The following is a 15,674-nucleotide window of genomic DNA, read 5'->3' as shown; positions in this document are numbered from 1 at the left end:
ATGAGCGATGATGTGAACGAGTTTCGCCAACAAATGGCGGATGTCAAACCGTTAGCACCAGACGATACAGTAGTTTTGCCAAAGAAGACCCATATTGGCAATGTTGAGGCGCGCCGCGCCGCTGCTGAAAAAGCGCTTGAAGATGACATCAATTATTTGTCGATGGAATTTGTCGACTTGGTGGAACCCGAGGAGAGTGTCGAGTACCGTCGTGATGGTGTGCAGCACGGCGTGTACAAGCGCTTGAAGCAGGGCCATTACGGTATCGAGGCGAGTCTTGATTTACACCATCACACCCTGCGCCAAGCGCGGCAGGCATTATTTGATTTTATTCAGCTATGCCATCGTCGCGGCGTGCGCAGTGCGATTGTGGTGCATGGCATGGGGCGCCACTCAAAACCGCACCCAGCGCTGTTAAAGAGTTATGTGGTGAAGTGGCTGAAGCAATTGGAGCCAGTGATGGCATTTCACAGTGCACAACGTCAGCATGGCGGGGCTGGTTCGGTGTATGTGATGTTGCGCAAGAACGCTGAGCAAAAGTTGGAAAATCGCGAACGTCACCAAAAGCGCTGAGAGCCTGCGCAAGGAGTTATTATGAAGCAATCTATTCTCGCCACGGCATTGACTGCACTTTTGCTGTCTGGCTGCGCTGAAGCCGTTCCAGAGCAAACCCTATCGGAACGTGTCGCCAGCGACTTGGTCGCACGAGCCGATAAGCAGTTGGGCGTCACTGTTAGTTACGACAGTTTCGAGCTGAATACCTTAACCGCCGAACTGAACGCTAGTGCACTAGGGGTAGCGACCCAAGTCGAGCAACTCGATGCCGGCTTGAACCAATTACTCTGGGCTGAACAAGTGCGCTTAGAAGGAGACTGGTTATCGCAGCAGCAAGATAACTTACAGCTCGCCAGCGCTGCAATTCGGAATGCGCAGCTGACCATTGCCTACTATGGTACCGGTCAATCGAACTTGCATACTGTGATTGAGCGTGTGCAGTCGCGTTTGCCAGTACAACGCGCCAAGCAAAATATTTTGTGGCAAGTCGATGAGGTGCTGCTTGAAGATGTAGTGGTGAACTTGTTTGACCGCGGGCGGCCGTTGTTAAGTGTGCGTTTAGCACGATTAGAATTGCCGCAGATCAAAGCTGGGCAGACTGCAGACGAATGGGTTACCAGTGTGTTGGGACCGTTACTCAACGAGCTTATTCAACAGACGATGCGTGGCAACACGGATGCCGTTACGGTCGATATGCAGGGTTTGACGCAATTTGTGTGGCGGGAAATGGGGGCGTTCTAACGCCCCCAACTGTTTATTACTGACTTTCTTTTTTGTGCATTTTCTCATCGATCTGTTCGCCGACATCACGTTCTTCGATATCAGCGTTTTCATCGTTATAGATCGCGTAATCAAGTTCACCCTCGCTTTTCGCGACGATGAGACTGACCATTGCGTCACCGGTGACATTCACCGCCGTACGCGTCATATCCAATAAGCGGTCAACACCGATAATCAAACCAATACCTTCAACGGGCAGCCCGACTTGGCCGAGCACCATAGCAAGCATGATCAAGCCAACGCCTGGCACACCTGCGGTACCTATACTGGCGAGCGTGGCGGTGAGCACTACCATAGCGTAATCAGCAATGGATAAATCGACCAAGTACACCTGGGCGATAAACACCGTCGCGACACCTTGCATGATGGCGGTGCCGTCCATGTTAATGGTGGCGCCAAGAGGTACGGTGAATGAGCCGATTTTGTTGCTTACACCTAAGCGTTTGGTGACGGTTTCAAGGGTCACCGGGATGGTGGCGTTACTGCTAGAAATGGTAAAGCCAAAAATTTGTACTTCACGCATTTTCTTCAAGAACATCCACGGGCTCAAACCCGTCATGCCTTTGAGGATGAGTGAGTAGGTAACCACACCATGCAAAATCAATACGACAAATACCAGCAGGAAGTATTTACCAAGGCTGAAAATGGTCTCGAATTCGGTTTCGCTGAACAGCTTTGCCATGAGCGCAAATACGCCGTAAGGAGCAAGGTTCATCAAAATCACGACTAACTTCATGATGACTTCGTTGAAGTCATCAAAGAACCCCTTCAAACGGTCGCCCGATTTGCCGATCAAGGCCATCGAAATACCAAACAACAGGGCAAACACGATGATTTGCAGCATGTTGCCATCCGCCATTGCTGAGAATGGATTTTTCGGGAACAGGTCGATAATGACTTGAGCTAGCGATGGTGCTTGTGACGGTTCAAATGTGGCATCCGATTGCATGGCGACGCCGGCACCCGGTTGAATGACAACCGCCGCAAAAATCGCAAAGGTAATGGCGATGGCAGTCGTGACCATATACAGACTGACCGCTTTGCCACCCAGACGGCCTAACTTACTCGGATCGCTAATCGAACACGTGCCGACCACCAGTGAAACGAAAACCAAGGGCACAACCAGCATTTGCAGCGAGCTGATAAAGATCTGACCCACGACATGGAACAAGCCTTTGGTAAGGTAGCCTTCGACCAAAACACTTTCAGGGAATAAAAGTTTTAGTAGAAAGCCAACGATGATCCCGGCGAACATGCCAATCACAATACGCGTTGTTAAGCTGAGCTTTTTGTTGTTGTCACGCATACGTTTTCCTGAAGTTATGAAACAAGAATGAGAATGAACCCGCAAAGACTACCATAAAAAAACGCCGACAGGGTCGGCGTTTTCGGTGAGCGGTTACTTTCGTTACATGTACTGCGGGCCAAATCCGTTGGTCCAGAGAATCGCACAGGTTACCATCAATACGACCATCATAATGAGTCCTGCGGTTACCACCGAACTAGCGTAAATAAAACCGCGCTCTTCCGGAATATGCATCAGAATCGGTACCCCGGAATAAAGCAAATAGACCGAGTAGGCAACACCAGCTAGGAACACGCAGGTGACAAACCAGAGTTCCGGATAGAGTGCACTGACACCCGACATGATCACCGGCGTCGCAGTGTAAGCGGCAAGCTCCATTGATTGCGTAAATGTGGGTTGTGCGCCAAAGGTTTTCGCCATCCAATGAATGAGGTAACCCAAGGCAAATGCGGCGCCGAGAATACCGATGTACATTGCCACCGCCAAAATCGTTGCGCTTGATTGCGTTAAAAAGGTTTCTTCACGCGCGCCGATGCTCCAACCTAAATGAGCTGATGCGTAATATGCTGCCGCACAGGGGATCAAAGCGACAATAAGAATATGACTTAAGGCAAAGGTCATGCTCTCGTGACGCTCGTCGATGGTTTTCCATTCTTCCCGCGGGTGTGCGTACAGTCCCCAAATATGATTCAAGATCATAATGAACCTCTACTTCTCGTTGTTTTGTAAAATATTATTATTGTTTTTGCTACGTCGATTTTTTATTCGACTTACATTCAATAATGGTCGGATTTTCGCCATAGTCAAGGCTTTTTCGGTGACAACTGAGGTTTTTCTTCCAACCTTGTTCTAAGTTAAAGGGATGCGTAAAATAGGCTTTTTACAAGCCACGCAAAATTTCCTATGCAGTCTGCTGAAATCGATCGATTACTTACTCCCATCCGCAACTTCTTACTGTGCGAAACGCCTGCCGAATGGGTCGCTATGGCGTGCCAACCGGAGCAGTTGCCGGTGTTGTTGCGCGACCACATGGTCTGCGAGCTGAAAGCCGCACAGAGCGCAATGTTGCTGTTACGTCGTTATGCAGTGGATACCGCCAGTGGTGAAGCATTGTTGCAATGGTTGGCGCCTTATGAAGACTACACCTATCGCTTGCAAGGGGATTGGCGCGCGCTGGCGCAACCCACGAGTTTGCGCAAAACCATGATGGGGCGTGCCGATAAGCCTTACAGTCAGGATTTGATCGACAAAATGGTGATGCTGATTAAAGAAGAGCTGCATCACTTCTATCAGGTCTTAGAGGTTGCTGATGAATTTGGCATTGCGTACGACAAGATCACTTCGAGTCGTTATGCGCGTGAGCTGCTGCGCGAGGTGCGTACCCATGAGCCGGCGACTTTGGTCGACAAATTAATTTGTGGTGCTTTTATTGAAGCGCGCTCGTGTGAGCGTTTTGCCAAGTTGGCCCCACACTTGCCTGCGCGTTTAAGTCAGTTCTATGTCTCTTTGTTGCGCTCAGAAGCACGCCATTATCAAGATTATCTGAGTTTGGCTGAAGCTATTGCAGGGCAGGACATCAGTGCGCGAGTGGCGCAATTTGCGGAGCTTGAAGCAGCGTTGATTTTAGCTCCTGACAGCGACTTTAAATTTCACTCGGGACGGCCGCTGGCAACGGACGTTGCATTAGCTGCTGCTGTTCATGGGTAACCTTGAGCATACTGCCTTGCGTGTACCAGTCACCGAGCACGATGCGCGTGAGGGACTGACCACTTTGGTCACTTAATTGATGCACTGCAGGGCGATGGGTATGTCCGTGAATCATGCGTTGCACGCCATATTGCGCGAAATAATCCTGCACCGTTTGCGGATTGGCATCCATGATGCGCAGCTCTTGTTCGCTTAACGGTTTTTGGGTTTTGCTCGATTGCCGTAACTTTTTGGCAATCCGCATACGCCAACTGAGCGGTAAGGCCAGCAAGCCGCGCAGCAACCAGGGCTTGCGGATCCAGCGCCGCAAACGCTGATAGCTGTGGTCGTCAGTGCAGAGCAAATCACCATGCAGAATCAGTGTCGGTGTACCGTAGAGCTCTATCACTGCAGGGTCTGGTAGGATTTCAATACCGGTTTGCTTAGCAAAGCGCTCGCCAATGGCAAAATCGCGATTACCCGCAATAAAGTACGTCGGAATACCATGCTCGGTGTAACGCTTTAGCTCGGCTTGAATTTGTTGGGCAAAACTACTGTTGTCGTCGTCGCCAATCCAAGCGTCAAACAAATCGCCGAGAATAAAGAGTTGGTCGGCGGCCCGAGCCTCATCGCGCAAAAAATCGCAAAATAACTGCACGATGTCGGGCCGCGCTGGCGACAGATGTAAATCTGCGATAAACCATGTCGCCATAACGTTTAATTACTCGCTGTCGATAGTGGCGCTTTCGATCACCACATCGTCTTTTGGCACGTCTTGATGGAAGCCAGCGTGTGTGGTGTAGACTTGCTCGATGTCGCTGACCACATCCATACCTTCAATCACTTTACCGAACACACAGTAGCCCCAGCCACCGACACTTTCGTTTTTGAAGTTCAAAAACTCGTTATCCGCAACGTTAATGAAGAACTGGCAGGTCGCTGAGTGTGGATCTTGCGTGCGCGCCATCGCCACTGTGCCTTTAAGATTCTTCAGGCCGTTATCTGCTTCGTTTTCGATGGCGTCGTGGGTAGGTGTTTTTTGTACCATTTCACTATTAAAACCACCACCTTGAATCATGAATCCTTTGATGACGCGATGAAATAACGTTTCATCGTAAAAACCTTCGCGCACATAGTTCAAAAAGTTTTCGACGGTTTTCGGCGCTTGTTCTGGAAAAAGTTCAAGGCGAATCTTGCCATGGTTGGTGTGCAACGTTACTTGCATAAGTCTGACTCCATCATAAAGGTTAACAATTCAATTAGCTGCGCACAGTTTAGCATTGTTTGTGACAAGGCGGCACCATGCGGTATCATTAGCCTCTAAATTTTGTAAAACGACCCACGTAACTGGAGCTTAATCTCGCATGTTGACCATTTATGATACTTTGCGTCGCAGTAAAGAAGCCTTTCAACCCATCACCCCCGGTGAGGTGAAGCTCTATGTCTGTGGCGTTACCATTTACGATTACTGTCATATTGGTCATGCGCGTACTTATGTCGCGTTTGATGTCGTGGTGCGCTATTTGCGGGCGAAAGGTTTTAAAGTGACCTATGTGCGCAATATTACTGACGTCGACGATAAAATCATTCGTCGTGCCCACGAAAATGGCGAGGCGATCGATGCGGTTACCGAACGTTATACCAAGGCCATGCATGATGATTTTGACGCCTTGAATTTGCTGCGCCCAGACATTGAGCCAACCGTAACTGGGCATATGGGCGATATCATCAGCATGATTGAAACCTTGATCGCGCGTGGGCATGCCTATGTTGCCGACGATGGTGATGTGTTGTTCGACGTCAGTAGCTTCGATAAATACGGTCAATTGAGCCGCCAGAATCTTGAACAATTGCTAGCCGGTGCGCGGGTTGACGTAGCGCAGAACAAAACCGACCCGCTCGATTTTGTGTTGTGGAAGCAAGCCAAAGCAGGTGAGCCGAGTTGGCCATCACCTTGGGGCGCAGGACGCCCAGGTTGGCACATTGAGTGCTCGGCCATGAACAAACGCCATTTAGGTGAAAATTTTGATATTCATGGCGGCGGATCAGATTTGATCTTCCCGCACCATGAAAACGAAGTTGCGCAAAGTTGCTGCGCCAACGATCACGACTATGTGAACTATTGGATGCACAGCGGCATGGTGCAGGTCGACGCAGTAAAAATGTCGAAGTCACTGGGCAACTTTTTCACCATTCGCGAAGTGCTTAAGCAATACGATGCTGAAACAGTGCGCTTCTTCCTGCTTTCGAGTCACTATCGTTCGCAGTTGAATTACTCGACCGAAAACCTAGAACAAGCGCGGGCAGGGCTGGAGCGTTTGTACACCGCACTGCGTGAGTGCCAGGCCGTCGACTTTGATGATAGCGTCGCAGCGCCTTATGTTGCGCGCTTTAACCAAGCGATGGACGATGACTTTAACGTGCCCGAAGCACTTCCGGTATTGTTTGATTTGGCACGTGAAATCAATCGCGCCGATAGCGCTGCGACATGCGATGCGCTAGGGGCCGTACTCAAACATTTGGCCGGCATCCTTGGGCTGTTGCAACAAACGCCAGAAGCTTTTTTACAAGGTGGTGCTAGCAATGATGATCTGGATACCGCGAAAATTGAAGAGTTGATTGAAGCGCGCCGCACTGCGCGCGCGAACAAAGACTGGGCGGCGGCAGATGCCGCGCGCGACGCTTTAACAGCGATGGGGATAGAACTCGAAGATACCCCACAAGGAACACGCTGGCGTCGATTGTAAGCGTTCCACCTGAATTTCACTTAAACCAACGAGGATAGCTATGGCATTTCCAACAGTTGAAGTAGTAGAAAGTTACAGCACTGCGCATGAGGATTACGACGCAGTGATTTTGGTGGGTGATTTTGCACAACAGTTACCTGCAGAATTTGCGGATTATGTCGAACGTGCGCAACAGCTTGATCAGCGCGTCGGCAAGCACCCTTTGTTATTGACCGCCGATGTCTTTGGCGGACGTTTAATCACGGCGCCAACGGGGCCATTGACGCGCGATTACGATGACGTGCGCAGTATCGCCGATGCCGCCGGGGTGGGCGCCCGTATCGCCCAACAAGCTGGCGCTAAAATGCCATTATTGGTGGTGTTTGGTACTGCCGATGATGCACGTTACGGACAAGCTGAAGCCGTTGCTTATTGGGGCGCCTGCCAAGAACTGTACGAGCCATTAGAAGCACGGGAAGCGCTCGGTGAAGAAGAACTTGAAACCATTCGTAGTATCGGTGTGGTCGGTACGCTCGATAACGAATGGTTAACCGCAGTTGAATCTGGCAAGCGCGTGGCACGCGACTTATGTGGCACCGAGCCCGAGCGCATGGCGCCGCCGAAGTTTGCCGAGTACTTGCAGCAAACCTTCGCGCACACGCCGGTGAAAGTCACCGTGATTGATGATATTCAGCAATTACAGCACGAGTATCCGTTGTTGATGTCGGTAGCGCGGGCATCGCTCAAAGTTGAGCGGCATTGGCCGGTGGTGGTGCGCTTGGAGTACAACGCACCAGCGGCAGAACAAACCCTGATGTTTGCCGGTAAAGGCATTGTTTACGATACCGGCGGTGCCGATGTGAAGACAGGCGGCCATATGGCGGGCATGAGCCGCGATAAAGGTGGCGCCGCAGGTGTAGCTGGCTTTATGAAGACGCTGGCAGAAATGCGTCCAGATACAGTCAGTGCGGTGGCCGAGCTAGGCCTCGTACGTAACAGCATTGGCAGTGATGCCTTTGTGGCTGACGAAATTATCACCGCCCACAGTGGTGTGCGCGTGCGGATCGGCAATACCGATGCCGAAGGTCGCTTACTGTTAGCTGATTTGCTCTCGCACTTGCGCGTGCAAGCAGGGAATTATCCGCGTCCGCAGTTGTTCAGTGTGGCAACGTTGACGGGGCACGCAGCATTAGCCAAGGGCCCGTATACGGCGTTAGTGCCGAATGGCGCAGCGGTGGCGCAAGGTTTGCATGACAAACTTTGGCAAGCGGGTGAGGTGTACGGCGATCCAACTGAGGTGAGCTGGTCACGTCGCGAAGACTTTAGTTTCGTCGCACCGCGCACCAAATCAGACGACGTGTTATCGAGCAACAACGGGCCGTCCGCTACAACCCGTCGCGGGCATCAGTTCCCAATGGCCTTTTTGGCGATAGCGTCTGGCTTGGATAAGCATGGAAATGACAGTGACCACCCATTGCCCTATGTGCATGTCGATATTGCTGGCAGTGGTGTTGAAAACGGCGATTGGCAGCATGGTAAGCCGACCGCTACGCCGGTTACCTGTTTTGCCGGTGCTTATTTACATAAATAAGCCCGAAATAAACGGAAACAGAGTCAAAAACGCCGGAATTATTCCGGCGTTTCTATTTTCAGCATGTCCAATTCCGCTTTGGTCTTATGATGCGGTTGTGGGGTGCGAGTCGCCGGGTCAATGTGCACAAAAACAATATCGTCAGCGACACAAATATTTTGTTTGGTTTGCTTGTTGCGCACCACACAGGTCACCGTAATAGACGTGCGGCCAACTTTTTGTACACCGAGGCCAAACTCAACGACATCGCCTTGATACGCTGAGGTTTCGAAGCTAATAGCGCCGATGTGTTTGGTCACTAGGCTTTTGGCATCCAGCTGACAGGCGGCAAAAATATAAGATTCTTCATCGATCCATTCGAGGATCCGCCCACCGAACAATGAGCCAGCAAAATTGAGATCGTTTGGCATGACCAAACGACGGGAAAGAAAGCGCATCACCTGAAAATCTCCTTGGCGTTAGGTTGATGCGCTCAGTATATCTTATTGCAAGTGCCGCGCAAAAAAGTCTGCAATCAGCTGGTAGCGATGAATAGAGGTTTCACGTCCGCGTAAACCATGTTGCTTGCCAGGGTAAGCCATTAACTCAAACGGTTTCATCGCCTGCTGCAGGGCATAGGATAACTTGGCGGTATGGGTATAGAGCACGTTGTCATCGGCCATGCCGTGGTAGATCAACAGCGGCTGTTGCAGTTGTTCGGCATAGGTCAACACATCAGCCGCACGGTAACCGTCAGGATTATCTTGCGGCGTACCCATATAGCGTTCGGTGTAATGGGTGTCGTAGAGACGCCAATCGGTGACCGGTGCACCGGCTACCGCGGCGGCAAACTGTTCGGGCGCGCGTAAAATTAAATGCAACGCCATGTAACCACCGTAGCTATGTCCAAATACGCCAATCCGCTTGTCATCGATATACGGCAGCGACTGCAAGAATTCAGCGCCCAACACTTGGTCAGCCACTTCGGCTTGCGCAAGCTGGCGATAGATCACGTTCTCAAAAGCTTTGCCGCGATGACCACTACCACGATTATCGAGTTTGAAAACCACATAGCCTTGCTGCGCCAAATACTGACTAAAATAGTCACCCCAACTATTGGTGACGCGCTGCGCACGTGGGCCGCCATAGACCATCACCACGGCCGGATAAGGCTGGTTATCGACCATATTGGCGGGTTTGTACAGTTGGTAGTACAAGGTTTGCTCATCGGCAGCAGCCAGTTGGCCAAATTCTGGGTAGACCCAGTCGCGGAGATAGTTCGCCAGTGGATGACTAGCATCAATCACATTTTCATGCAGCCAGGTAATGCGTTCGCCGGTCGGGCCGTGCAGACTCACCTGCGGCGGTTGGGTACTGCTGGAAAAGCTATCGAGGTAACTACGATAATTACTGGCGAAGGTAATCTCGTGCATACCTGCGCGTTGGCTTAAGCGGGTTGGTTGACTTGGCGTGGTGGTGTTCAAACTGACGCGATACAAATGTCGTTCGAGCGGGGTTTCCTTGCGCCCAGTAAAATACACGAAGCCGGTGGTGTCATCGACCGCGCTCACTGCATCGACTTGCCAATCACCACTGCTCAGTTGGCGGATCAGGCTGCCGTCAATACGGTAGAGGTATAAATGTTTGAACCCACTGCGCTCTGAGGCCCAGATAAAGTGCCGCGAGTCATTCAAAAATACCAAGTCGTCATGCAGATTGATCCACGTAGTGGCAGTTTCGCTCAACACAGCCGTCGCATCGGCTTGGTTACGTGGCTGTAAATACAGCGTCAACTGTTGCTGGTCACGAGTTTGCCACTGATAACTGAGCTGCGAACTGTTCGGTAGCCAGTTCACCCGCGCGAGGTAGCCGGCTTGATGTCGATTTTCGAGTCCTAACCAGCGCGTCAGGGTCGAGTCGAGCTCATAAATGCCTAAATCCACTTTAGCATTTGCCGTGCCGGTAAACGGATAGCGTTGCTCGACCAATTCGGTGCGATCAGCGTAAACGTCGGTGCGTGCGCTGACTTCGACCGGGCTAGTATCGACTCGGGTGAGGGCGATACTTGATTCATCTGGGCTCCACCAATAACCCGTCATGCGTTTCATCTCTTCTTGCGCGACGAATTCGGCAACGGCATAGCTGGTGGTGGCAGTGCTTGCTGGGGTGACTTGCACGCGTTTGTCATCAGCAAGATGGATTAACTGTAAGGCACCCTGCGCATCCAGATAGCTGACGTAGTTTCCGCGTGGCGAAAAGCGTGCATCGGTCACTGCGCTGTCAGCAGGGGTTAATTCTTTTACTGCCCCATCACTGACGTTGACCAGAAAAAGTTGTCCAGCGAGGGGGATCAACAACTGCTGGCCATCTGGTGACCAATGGTATTCAACGATGCCACCAGCGCGAATACGCAGCCGTTCACGGCGTGCTTGTTCGGTGGCTGACATGGCCGTTGGGTCTGCCACAAGTTGCGCGGCGGCTAGCAACTGGCGATGCTGTTGCTGGCGAATGTCGTACACCCACAGGTCATTGATGTTGGGCGTCTCGCTGGAGCCTTTGACGTAGCTCAGTAGGTTGCCATCGGGAGCAAATTGCAGTTGTTGAGGTGCTGGAGGCGTGAGCGCAGGTGCAGAAAAAATGCGCTCAATGGTGAGTTCTTGTTGGGCAAAGTTTTCCGCACTGGTAACCGCTTGTGCGGCACAAGGTGCAGTGATCATCAAACCCAAAATAAAACTCAGCGCGAACATTCGCATGCCTGTTTCCTTGTCGACGAGATGAAATCTTGTCTAAGTCTACCAAAGCAGAGCCAATGCTTGCGCTGAGTGCGATAAGTCGCGGCGACAATGCGCTAGAATTCGCCGCGAATACCGATACTAAAGTTACGACCCGCTAGCGGTGCTTGTTCTTTCAAGAAAGAGGTGTGCACATAGCCCAGTTTGTCAGTCAAGTTGTCTGCTTTTACGTAAATGCTTAAGTTGTTCGCCGCAAACGTTTGCGGGAAGTAGTTAAACTGTGCGTTAAGCAAACCAAAACTTGGTGTTGGTGTCTCGTTAATGGCCACCCGATTTTGCTCGGCGTGCCAAATATAACCCACCCGTGCTTCCCAAGTGCCTTGGTTATAGGTAATTTCACTACCCAAGCGTTGCTGTGGAATACGCGGCAAGTTACTGCGTGAATCTTCCGTGTAGGCGCGGGTGTAGTCGCTAAATGCGGTCAGTTTCCACTCATCGGTAAGCTGCCACAAACCACTGATTTCGTAACCAAACAACAGCGCATCAACTTGTTGGTAATGCACGACTGGTAAGCCTTCGCTATGGTCGTGTGCGTCTTCCTCGGCATGCTCTTCGTGCTCGCCTTCGTGCTCTCCCTCATGTTCATCTTCATGACCATGGTCTTGGATTAAATCGACGCTATTGACCGAGGTCACATTTTCGAAAATAAAGTTATCGATTTGGCTCACGAACAGAGTGATATCAAGGTGATTGTCGCCATACTCGATGTGTGTACCAAGGTCGAGCGTGTTTGACTTTTCGAGTGCTGGAGCACGGTCAGCTGCTTCAATGACGTAAGCGTGGTCGCCCTCTTCGTGTAACTCATAGTTTAAGCCCAGCTCGTAGGTACGCGTCGCCAAATGCTGACCGTTAGCAAACAATTCATTGGCTGAAGGAGCGCGCTCGGCATGGCTCAGGTTGGCATTAAAACGCACCAGCGGATGCCACTGATAGCTCACCCCAAATGAGGCTGAAAACGGCTTGAATTCATAATCACTCGCGCCGACTTCAAGACCGGGTGCGCTGATATCGACCAGCTCGTAGCGAATACCGGTCTGCCAGTTGAGGGCATCATCCCGCGTTTCGGCGAGCCAAAAGAAACCGTGACGCGTGGTATCGCTGGCTGGCGTATAGGCTTCCTCGCCAAAGGCCGCCTGCTGTTGGTCAAAACCGTGGTAACCAATGGCGCCGTACCAGTTGCCAGTCAGGTGATGATTCGCTGTGACGCGCAGTTCATGCTGTTCATTAGTGAAGGTTGTACCGGCGACGTCACCTTCAATTTCTTGGTGTTGATAATCGGTAAACGCATAGCGAATATCGAGTTTTTCGATGCCCGAGAAGGGCTGATCAAAGCCCGCATGTAACTGCACGCGATCTTGCACAAGGTCAGCGTAGGGCAGTACTTCACCCTCGTGGTCGTCATGTTCATCGGCGTGTTCTTCTTCGTGCCCGTGCTCATCTTCATGTTCTTCTTCATGATGCGCGTGACCAGGAATGCCATATTCTTGCTCGAGACGCGCGTAAGAAGCCCCAATAAAGCCGTTATCGAGAATATAGCTAACACCAACAGTACCGCCCATAGCGTCAACAAAAGAGTTCTCGACGCTGTCGACGGCTTCGCCTTCTTCATTGAGGAAGGTCGGGGTGCTGTAGTCGTCACTACTGCGGGTAAAACCGTCAAAATGCCAGACCGTATTGCCGACATCGCTGGTGATACCAAAAGTTGCATCACGCAAATCATCAACGGTCGCTAGATTGCCGCCAAAAAAGCCTCGCGTACCGCCGACAAAGTCCTGTGCAATACGTTCGTCGACCACGTTGACGACACCGCCAATGGCACCGCTACCATAAAGTAGGGTGGCTGGACCGCGTAAAATCTCGATTTGTTCAGCGACAGAAGTTTCGGTGGTGACCGCATGGTCTGGACTGCCGCGCGATACGTCACCAGTATCGAGGCCATTTTGAGTGATTTTCACGCGTGGGCCATCGAGGCCACGAATCACTGGACTTGAGGCCACACGAGCAAAGTGCGTCGCATTAATGCCGGGCTCTTGCGCTAAGGTCTCACCTAGGGTGTGTGCTTGCTTTTCGCGGAGTTCGTCGCCGCTAATCACTGAAATCGGTTGCGCTGAATTAAGCTCAGTGCGGGCCAGTGGCGATGCGGTGATGACGATTACCTCGGTGTTGTCATGCTCATGCTGCGCTTTGCTGGTTTCTTGAGTGTCTTGCGCAGCAACTGGCAAGGCCAAGACTTGAGCAACTAACAGGGCAACAGGACTGTACTTCAACATGTTAAGGTCCTCTAATGATGGTAGGTTTCGAAGCTGTGGTTCATCTGAGTGTAATTGATTGTAATGTTATACTATAACAATTCAAGTCTTTTTTAAGATTTGAAACAATCCATTACAAAGCCCTGCAACAAAAACTCGTTTCTCTTGGCGCATCTGGTTAGAATGCTGTTTTTACAAAAACAACGATGGGAAGAACTATGCGAATTCTAAGCCTTGTTGGCGCTACCGTATTGGCAGCAGGTCTCGCAGCCTGTGGTGGCGAGGCAACATCAGCAGCACCACAAGTGGTCTCGGCCGATGCGCAAACCTTGCGCGCTCACCTCGAATTTCTCGCCAGCGATGCACTTGAAGGGCGCGATACGGGCAGTCGTGGACATGAAATTGCCGCGCAATACATTGCCTCTGAATTTAAGAAGCTGGGACTTGAGCCTGCGGGCGACGATGACACCTACTATCAGCGTATTCGCTTTCGTCGCAGCAGCTTGGTCGAAGGTAGCGCGACCATGGTGGTGGATACCGGCGACAACCAAGTTGAACTTGAATACGGTAAAGAATTCTTAACTGGGCCAAGTGCCTACGCTGAACAAACCGAAGTCACCGCACCTGTGGTATTTGTCGGCTACGGCTTGGTTTCAGAAGAGTTCGGTTTGAATGATTACGCGAATGTCGACGTCGATGGCAAAATTGTCATGATGGTCAGCGGTCGTCCGGCTGATTTGCCGAGCGAAGAGGGCGCGCACCTCAACAGCAGCAAAACAAAATTTGCAGCAGAGCGCGGCGCAGTAGGCATTATTAACTTGCACACGCCAATGCGTGAAGAAGTACGGCCGTTCAAAGTCAGTGCTATGTATCAACGTGCACCGAGCGTTACCTGGGTGAATGCCGATGGTGAACCGAATTTGGCGTATAAGAACTTAACGGGTAGTGCTTATGTCGATTTTGCCGCAGCAGAGCCGTTGTTTGTGAACGCTGCGATTAGCATGGATGAAGTTTTTGCCCAGTTGGAAAAAGGCGAGCAGCCGAAGCCATTCGAATTAGGCGTATCGGTGACTTTAAAGCGGGCTTCTGAACACGAAGAAATTACCAGCCCTAACGTAGCAGCGATTTTGCCTGGCAGTGACCCAGAACTGCGCGACGAGTATGTGCTGTATACCGCCCACTCCGATCACATCGGCATGACCCAAGATTTAAGCCAAGACGACCACATTAATAATGGCGCGATGGATAATGCCAGTGGTGTCAGCGTGTTACTTGAAACCGCACGGATGTTTGTCGAAGCCGATACGCAGCCAAAACGCTCGATTTTATTCTTGTCAGTGACAGCCGAAGAACGTGGTTTGTTGGGTGCTGATTATTTCGCACACTACCCCACCGTGCCGTTGCAGCAAATTGTTGCGAACGTGAACCTTGATATGCCGGTGTTGCTGTATGATTTTGCCGATGTGATAGCCTTTGGCTCAACGCATTCGACGCTGGGTGAATCGGTTGCTGAAGCCGCTGGCCAGTACGGCATCGAGCTGAGTGAAGATCCAATGCCAGAACAAGCTATTTTCACCCGTTCAGACCATTATCCATTCGTGAAAAAAGGCGTACCGGCGGTATTCCTGATGACCGGCTTCACCGCCAAAGGTGAAGATGAGAATGGTGGTGAAATTTGGGGCCAGTTCTTTGCTGAGCACTACCATCGCCCAAGCGATCAACCCAGCTTACCAATCAATTACGAAGCCGGCGTTGTCTTTACCAACATCAACTACGAAATCGGCCAAACTATCGCCAACGATGCTGAGCGTCCACGCTGGTTGCCGGATTCATTCTTCGCAAACCTCGACTAACACACGTGCTTTGCGACCATGAAAAAAGCTGAGGCGGTAACGTCTCAGCTTTTTTATGTGCTTCATAACGATTATAAATGTAAAGCTTGTAAAATAAATTGACGCTCGCGCCACATCTTGTTATCAACCTATTAACAATAATATACGTTGATAGGAA

At 51.1% G+C, this 15,674-nt stretch carries 13 protein-coding genes; 6 read left to right on the top strand and 7 right to left on the bottom strand.

The annotated features are described in order from the left end of the window. Together smrA and IDAT_RS09495 are read left to right on the top strand one after the other, a co-directional pair. Complete coding sequence (smrA, locus tag IDAT_RS09500; RefSeq protein ID WP_034733193.1) at positions 1 to 573, top strand: DNA endonuclease SmrA; 573 nt, start codon at positions 1 to 3, stop codon at positions 571 to 573. Between the two features lie 21 nt (positions 574 to 594). Continuing rightward, complete coding sequence (locus IDAT_RS09495) at positions 595 to 1,296, top strand: hypothetical protein (protein WP_051986687.1); 702 nt, start codon at positions 595 to 597, stop codon at positions 1,294 to 1,296. 16 nt (positions 1,297 to 1,312) lie between these two features. Here IDAT_RS09495 and IDAT_RS09490 read toward each other — a convergent pair whose 3' ends face one another. After that, positions 1,313 to 2,641: a dicarboxylate/amino acid:cation symporter gene (locus IDAT_RS09490; RefSeq protein WP_034733188.1), complete on the bottom strand. Its 1,329-nt coding sequence runs from the start codon at positions 2,639 to 2,641 to the stop codon at positions 1,313 to 1,315. A 102-nt stretch (positions 2,642 to 2,743) separates the two neighbouring features. Next, positions 2,744 to 3,340, bottom strand: coding sequence for a Yip1 family protein (locus IDAT_RS09485; RefSeq protein ID WP_034733187.1), 597 nt, complete (start codon positions 3,338 to 3,340; stop codon positions 2,744 to 2,746). 204 nt (positions 3,341 to 3,544) lie between these two features. Between IDAT_RS09485 and miaE the strand changes: the two genes are divergently transcribed. After that, a complete protein-coding gene (miaE, locus tag IDAT_RS09480) occupies positions 3,545 to 4,348 on the top strand; it encodes a tRNA isopentenyl-2-thiomethyl-A-37 hydroxylase MiaE (RefSeq protein WP_211250597.1) in 804 nt (267 codons plus the stop codon). Here miaE and lpxH read toward each other — a convergent pair. Next, on the bottom strand, positions 4,284 to 5,039 hold the full coding sequence (gene lpxH, locus IDAT_RS09475; protein ID WP_034733186.1) for a UDP-2,3-diacylglucosamine diphosphatase: 756 nt from the start codon (positions 5,037 to 5,039) through the stop codon (positions 4,284 to 4,286). The genes miaE and lpxH overlap by 65 nt on opposite strands. A gap of 9 nt (positions 5,040 to 5,048) precedes the next feature. Further along, positions 5,049 to 5,552 carry a peptidylprolyl isomerase gene (locus IDAT_RS09470; RefSeq protein ID WP_034733185.1) on the bottom strand — a complete coding sequence of 168 codons (504 nt, stop codon included), beginning with the start codon at positions 5,550 to 5,552 and terminating at the stop codon, positions 5,049 to 5,051. A gap of 139 nt (positions 5,553 to 5,691) precedes the next feature. Here IDAT_RS09470 and cysS point away from each other — a divergent pair, with 139 nt between their 5' ends. Both cysS and IDAT_RS09460 read left to right on the top strand, forming a co-directional pair. Further along, positions 5,692 to 7,074, top strand: a complete 1,383-nt coding sequence (cysS, locus tag IDAT_RS09465) for a cysteine--tRNA ligase (RefSeq protein WP_034733184.1) — start codon at positions 5,692 to 5,694, stop codon at positions 7,072 to 7,074. A 40-nt stretch (positions 7,075 to 7,114) separates the two neighbouring features. Beyond that, positions 7,115 to 8,644, top strand: coding sequence for a M17 family metallopeptidase (locus IDAT_RS09460; RefSeq protein ID WP_034733182.1), 1,530 nt, complete (start codon positions 7,115 to 7,117; stop codon positions 8,642 to 8,644). A 38-nt stretch (positions 8,645 to 8,682) separates the two neighbouring features. On the opposite strand, the gene IDAT_RS09455 is transcribed toward IDAT_RS09460, so the two are convergent. From IDAT_RS09455 to IDAT_RS09445, 3 genes are all read right to left on the bottom strand, one after another. Further along, positions 8,683 to 9,081, bottom strand: a complete 399-nt coding sequence (locus IDAT_RS09455; protein ID WP_034733180.1) for an acyl-CoA thioesterase — start codon at positions 9,079 to 9,081, stop codon at positions 8,683 to 8,685. A gap of 45 nt (positions 9,082 to 9,126) precedes the next feature. Further along, on the bottom strand, positions 9,127 to 11,376 hold the full coding sequence (locus IDAT_RS09450; protein ID WP_244441633.1) for a S9 family peptidase: 2,250 nt from the start codon (positions 11,374 to 11,376) through the stop codon (positions 9,127 to 9,129). A gap of 95 nt (positions 11,377 to 11,471) precedes the next feature. Beyond that, positions 11,472 to 13,685, bottom strand: a complete 2,214-nt coding sequence (locus tag IDAT_RS09445) for a TonB-dependent receptor (protein ID WP_034733178.1) — start codon at positions 13,683 to 13,685, stop codon at positions 11,472 to 11,474. 197 nt (positions 13,686 to 13,882) lie between these two features. On the opposite strand from IDAT_RS09445, the gene IDAT_RS09440 reads away from it, so the two are divergent. Next, the gene (locus IDAT_RS09440) at positions 13,883 to 15,517 is read left to right on the top strand and encodes a M28 family metallopeptidase (RefSeq protein WP_034733176.1); all 1,635 of its coding nucleotides are present in this window, start codon (positions 13,883 to 13,885) and stop codon (positions 15,515 to 15,517) included. Positions 15,518 to 15,674 lie beyond the last annotated feature (157 nt).

The organism is Pseudidiomarina atlantica, assembly GCF_000753735.1.
Taxonomy (GTDB): Bacteria; Pseudomonadota; Gammaproteobacteria; order Enterobacterales; family Alteromonadaceae; genus Pseudidiomarina; species Pseudidiomarina atlantica.
This window is presented reverse-complemented; position numbering and strand designations above follow the sequence as displayed.

Bases quoted from the DNA above. Each gene is read 5' to 3' on its own strand.
- smrA (WP_034733193.1), top strand. From the start codon at position 1: ATGAGCGATGATGTGAACGAGTTTCGCCAACAAATGGCGGATGTCAAA.
- IDAT_RS09495 (WP_051986687.1), top strand. From the start codon at position 595: ATGAAGCAATCTATTCTCGCCACGGCATTGACTGCACTTTTGCTGTCT.
- IDAT_RS09490 (WP_034733188.1), bottom strand. From the start codon at position 2,641: ATGCGTGACAACAACAAAAAGCTCAGCTTAACAACGCGTATTGTGATT.
- IDAT_RS09485 (WP_034733187.1), bottom strand. From the start codon at position 3,340: ATGATCTTGAATCATATTTGGGGACTGTACGCACACCCGCGGGAAGAA.
- miaE (WP_211250597.1), top strand. From the start codon at position 3,545: ATGCAGTCTGCTGAAATCGATCGATTACTTACTCCCATCCGCAACTTC.
- lpxH (WP_034733186.1), bottom strand. From the start codon at position 5,039: ATGGCGACATGGTTTATCGCAGATTTACATCTGTCGCCAGCGCGGCCC.
- IDAT_RS09470 (WP_034733185.1), bottom strand. From the start codon at position 5,552: ATGCAAGTAACGTTGCACACCAACCATGGCAAGATTCGCCTTGAACTT.
- cysS (WP_034733184.1), top strand. From the start codon at position 5,692: ATGTTGACCATTTATGATACTTTGCGTCGCAGTAAAGAAGCCTTTCAA.
- IDAT_RS09460 (WP_034733182.1), top strand. From the start codon at position 7,115: ATGGCATTTCCAACAGTTGAAGTAGTAGAAAGTTACAGCACTGCGCAT.
- IDAT_RS09455 (WP_034733180.1), bottom strand. From the start codon at position 9,081: ATGCGCTTTCTTTCCCGTCGTTTGGTCATGCCAAACGATCTCAATTTT.
- IDAT_RS09450 (WP_244441633.1), bottom strand. From the start codon at position 11,376: ATGCGAATGTTCGCGCTGAGTTTTATTTTGGGTTTGATGATCACTGCA.
- IDAT_RS09445 (WP_034733178.1), bottom strand. From the start codon at position 13,685: ATGTTGAAGTACAGTCCTGTTGCCCTGTTAGTTGCTCAAGTCTTGGCC.
- IDAT_RS09440 (WP_034733176.1), top strand. From the start codon at position 13,883: ATGCGAATTCTAAGCCTTGTTGGCGCTACCGTATTGGCAGCAGGTCTC.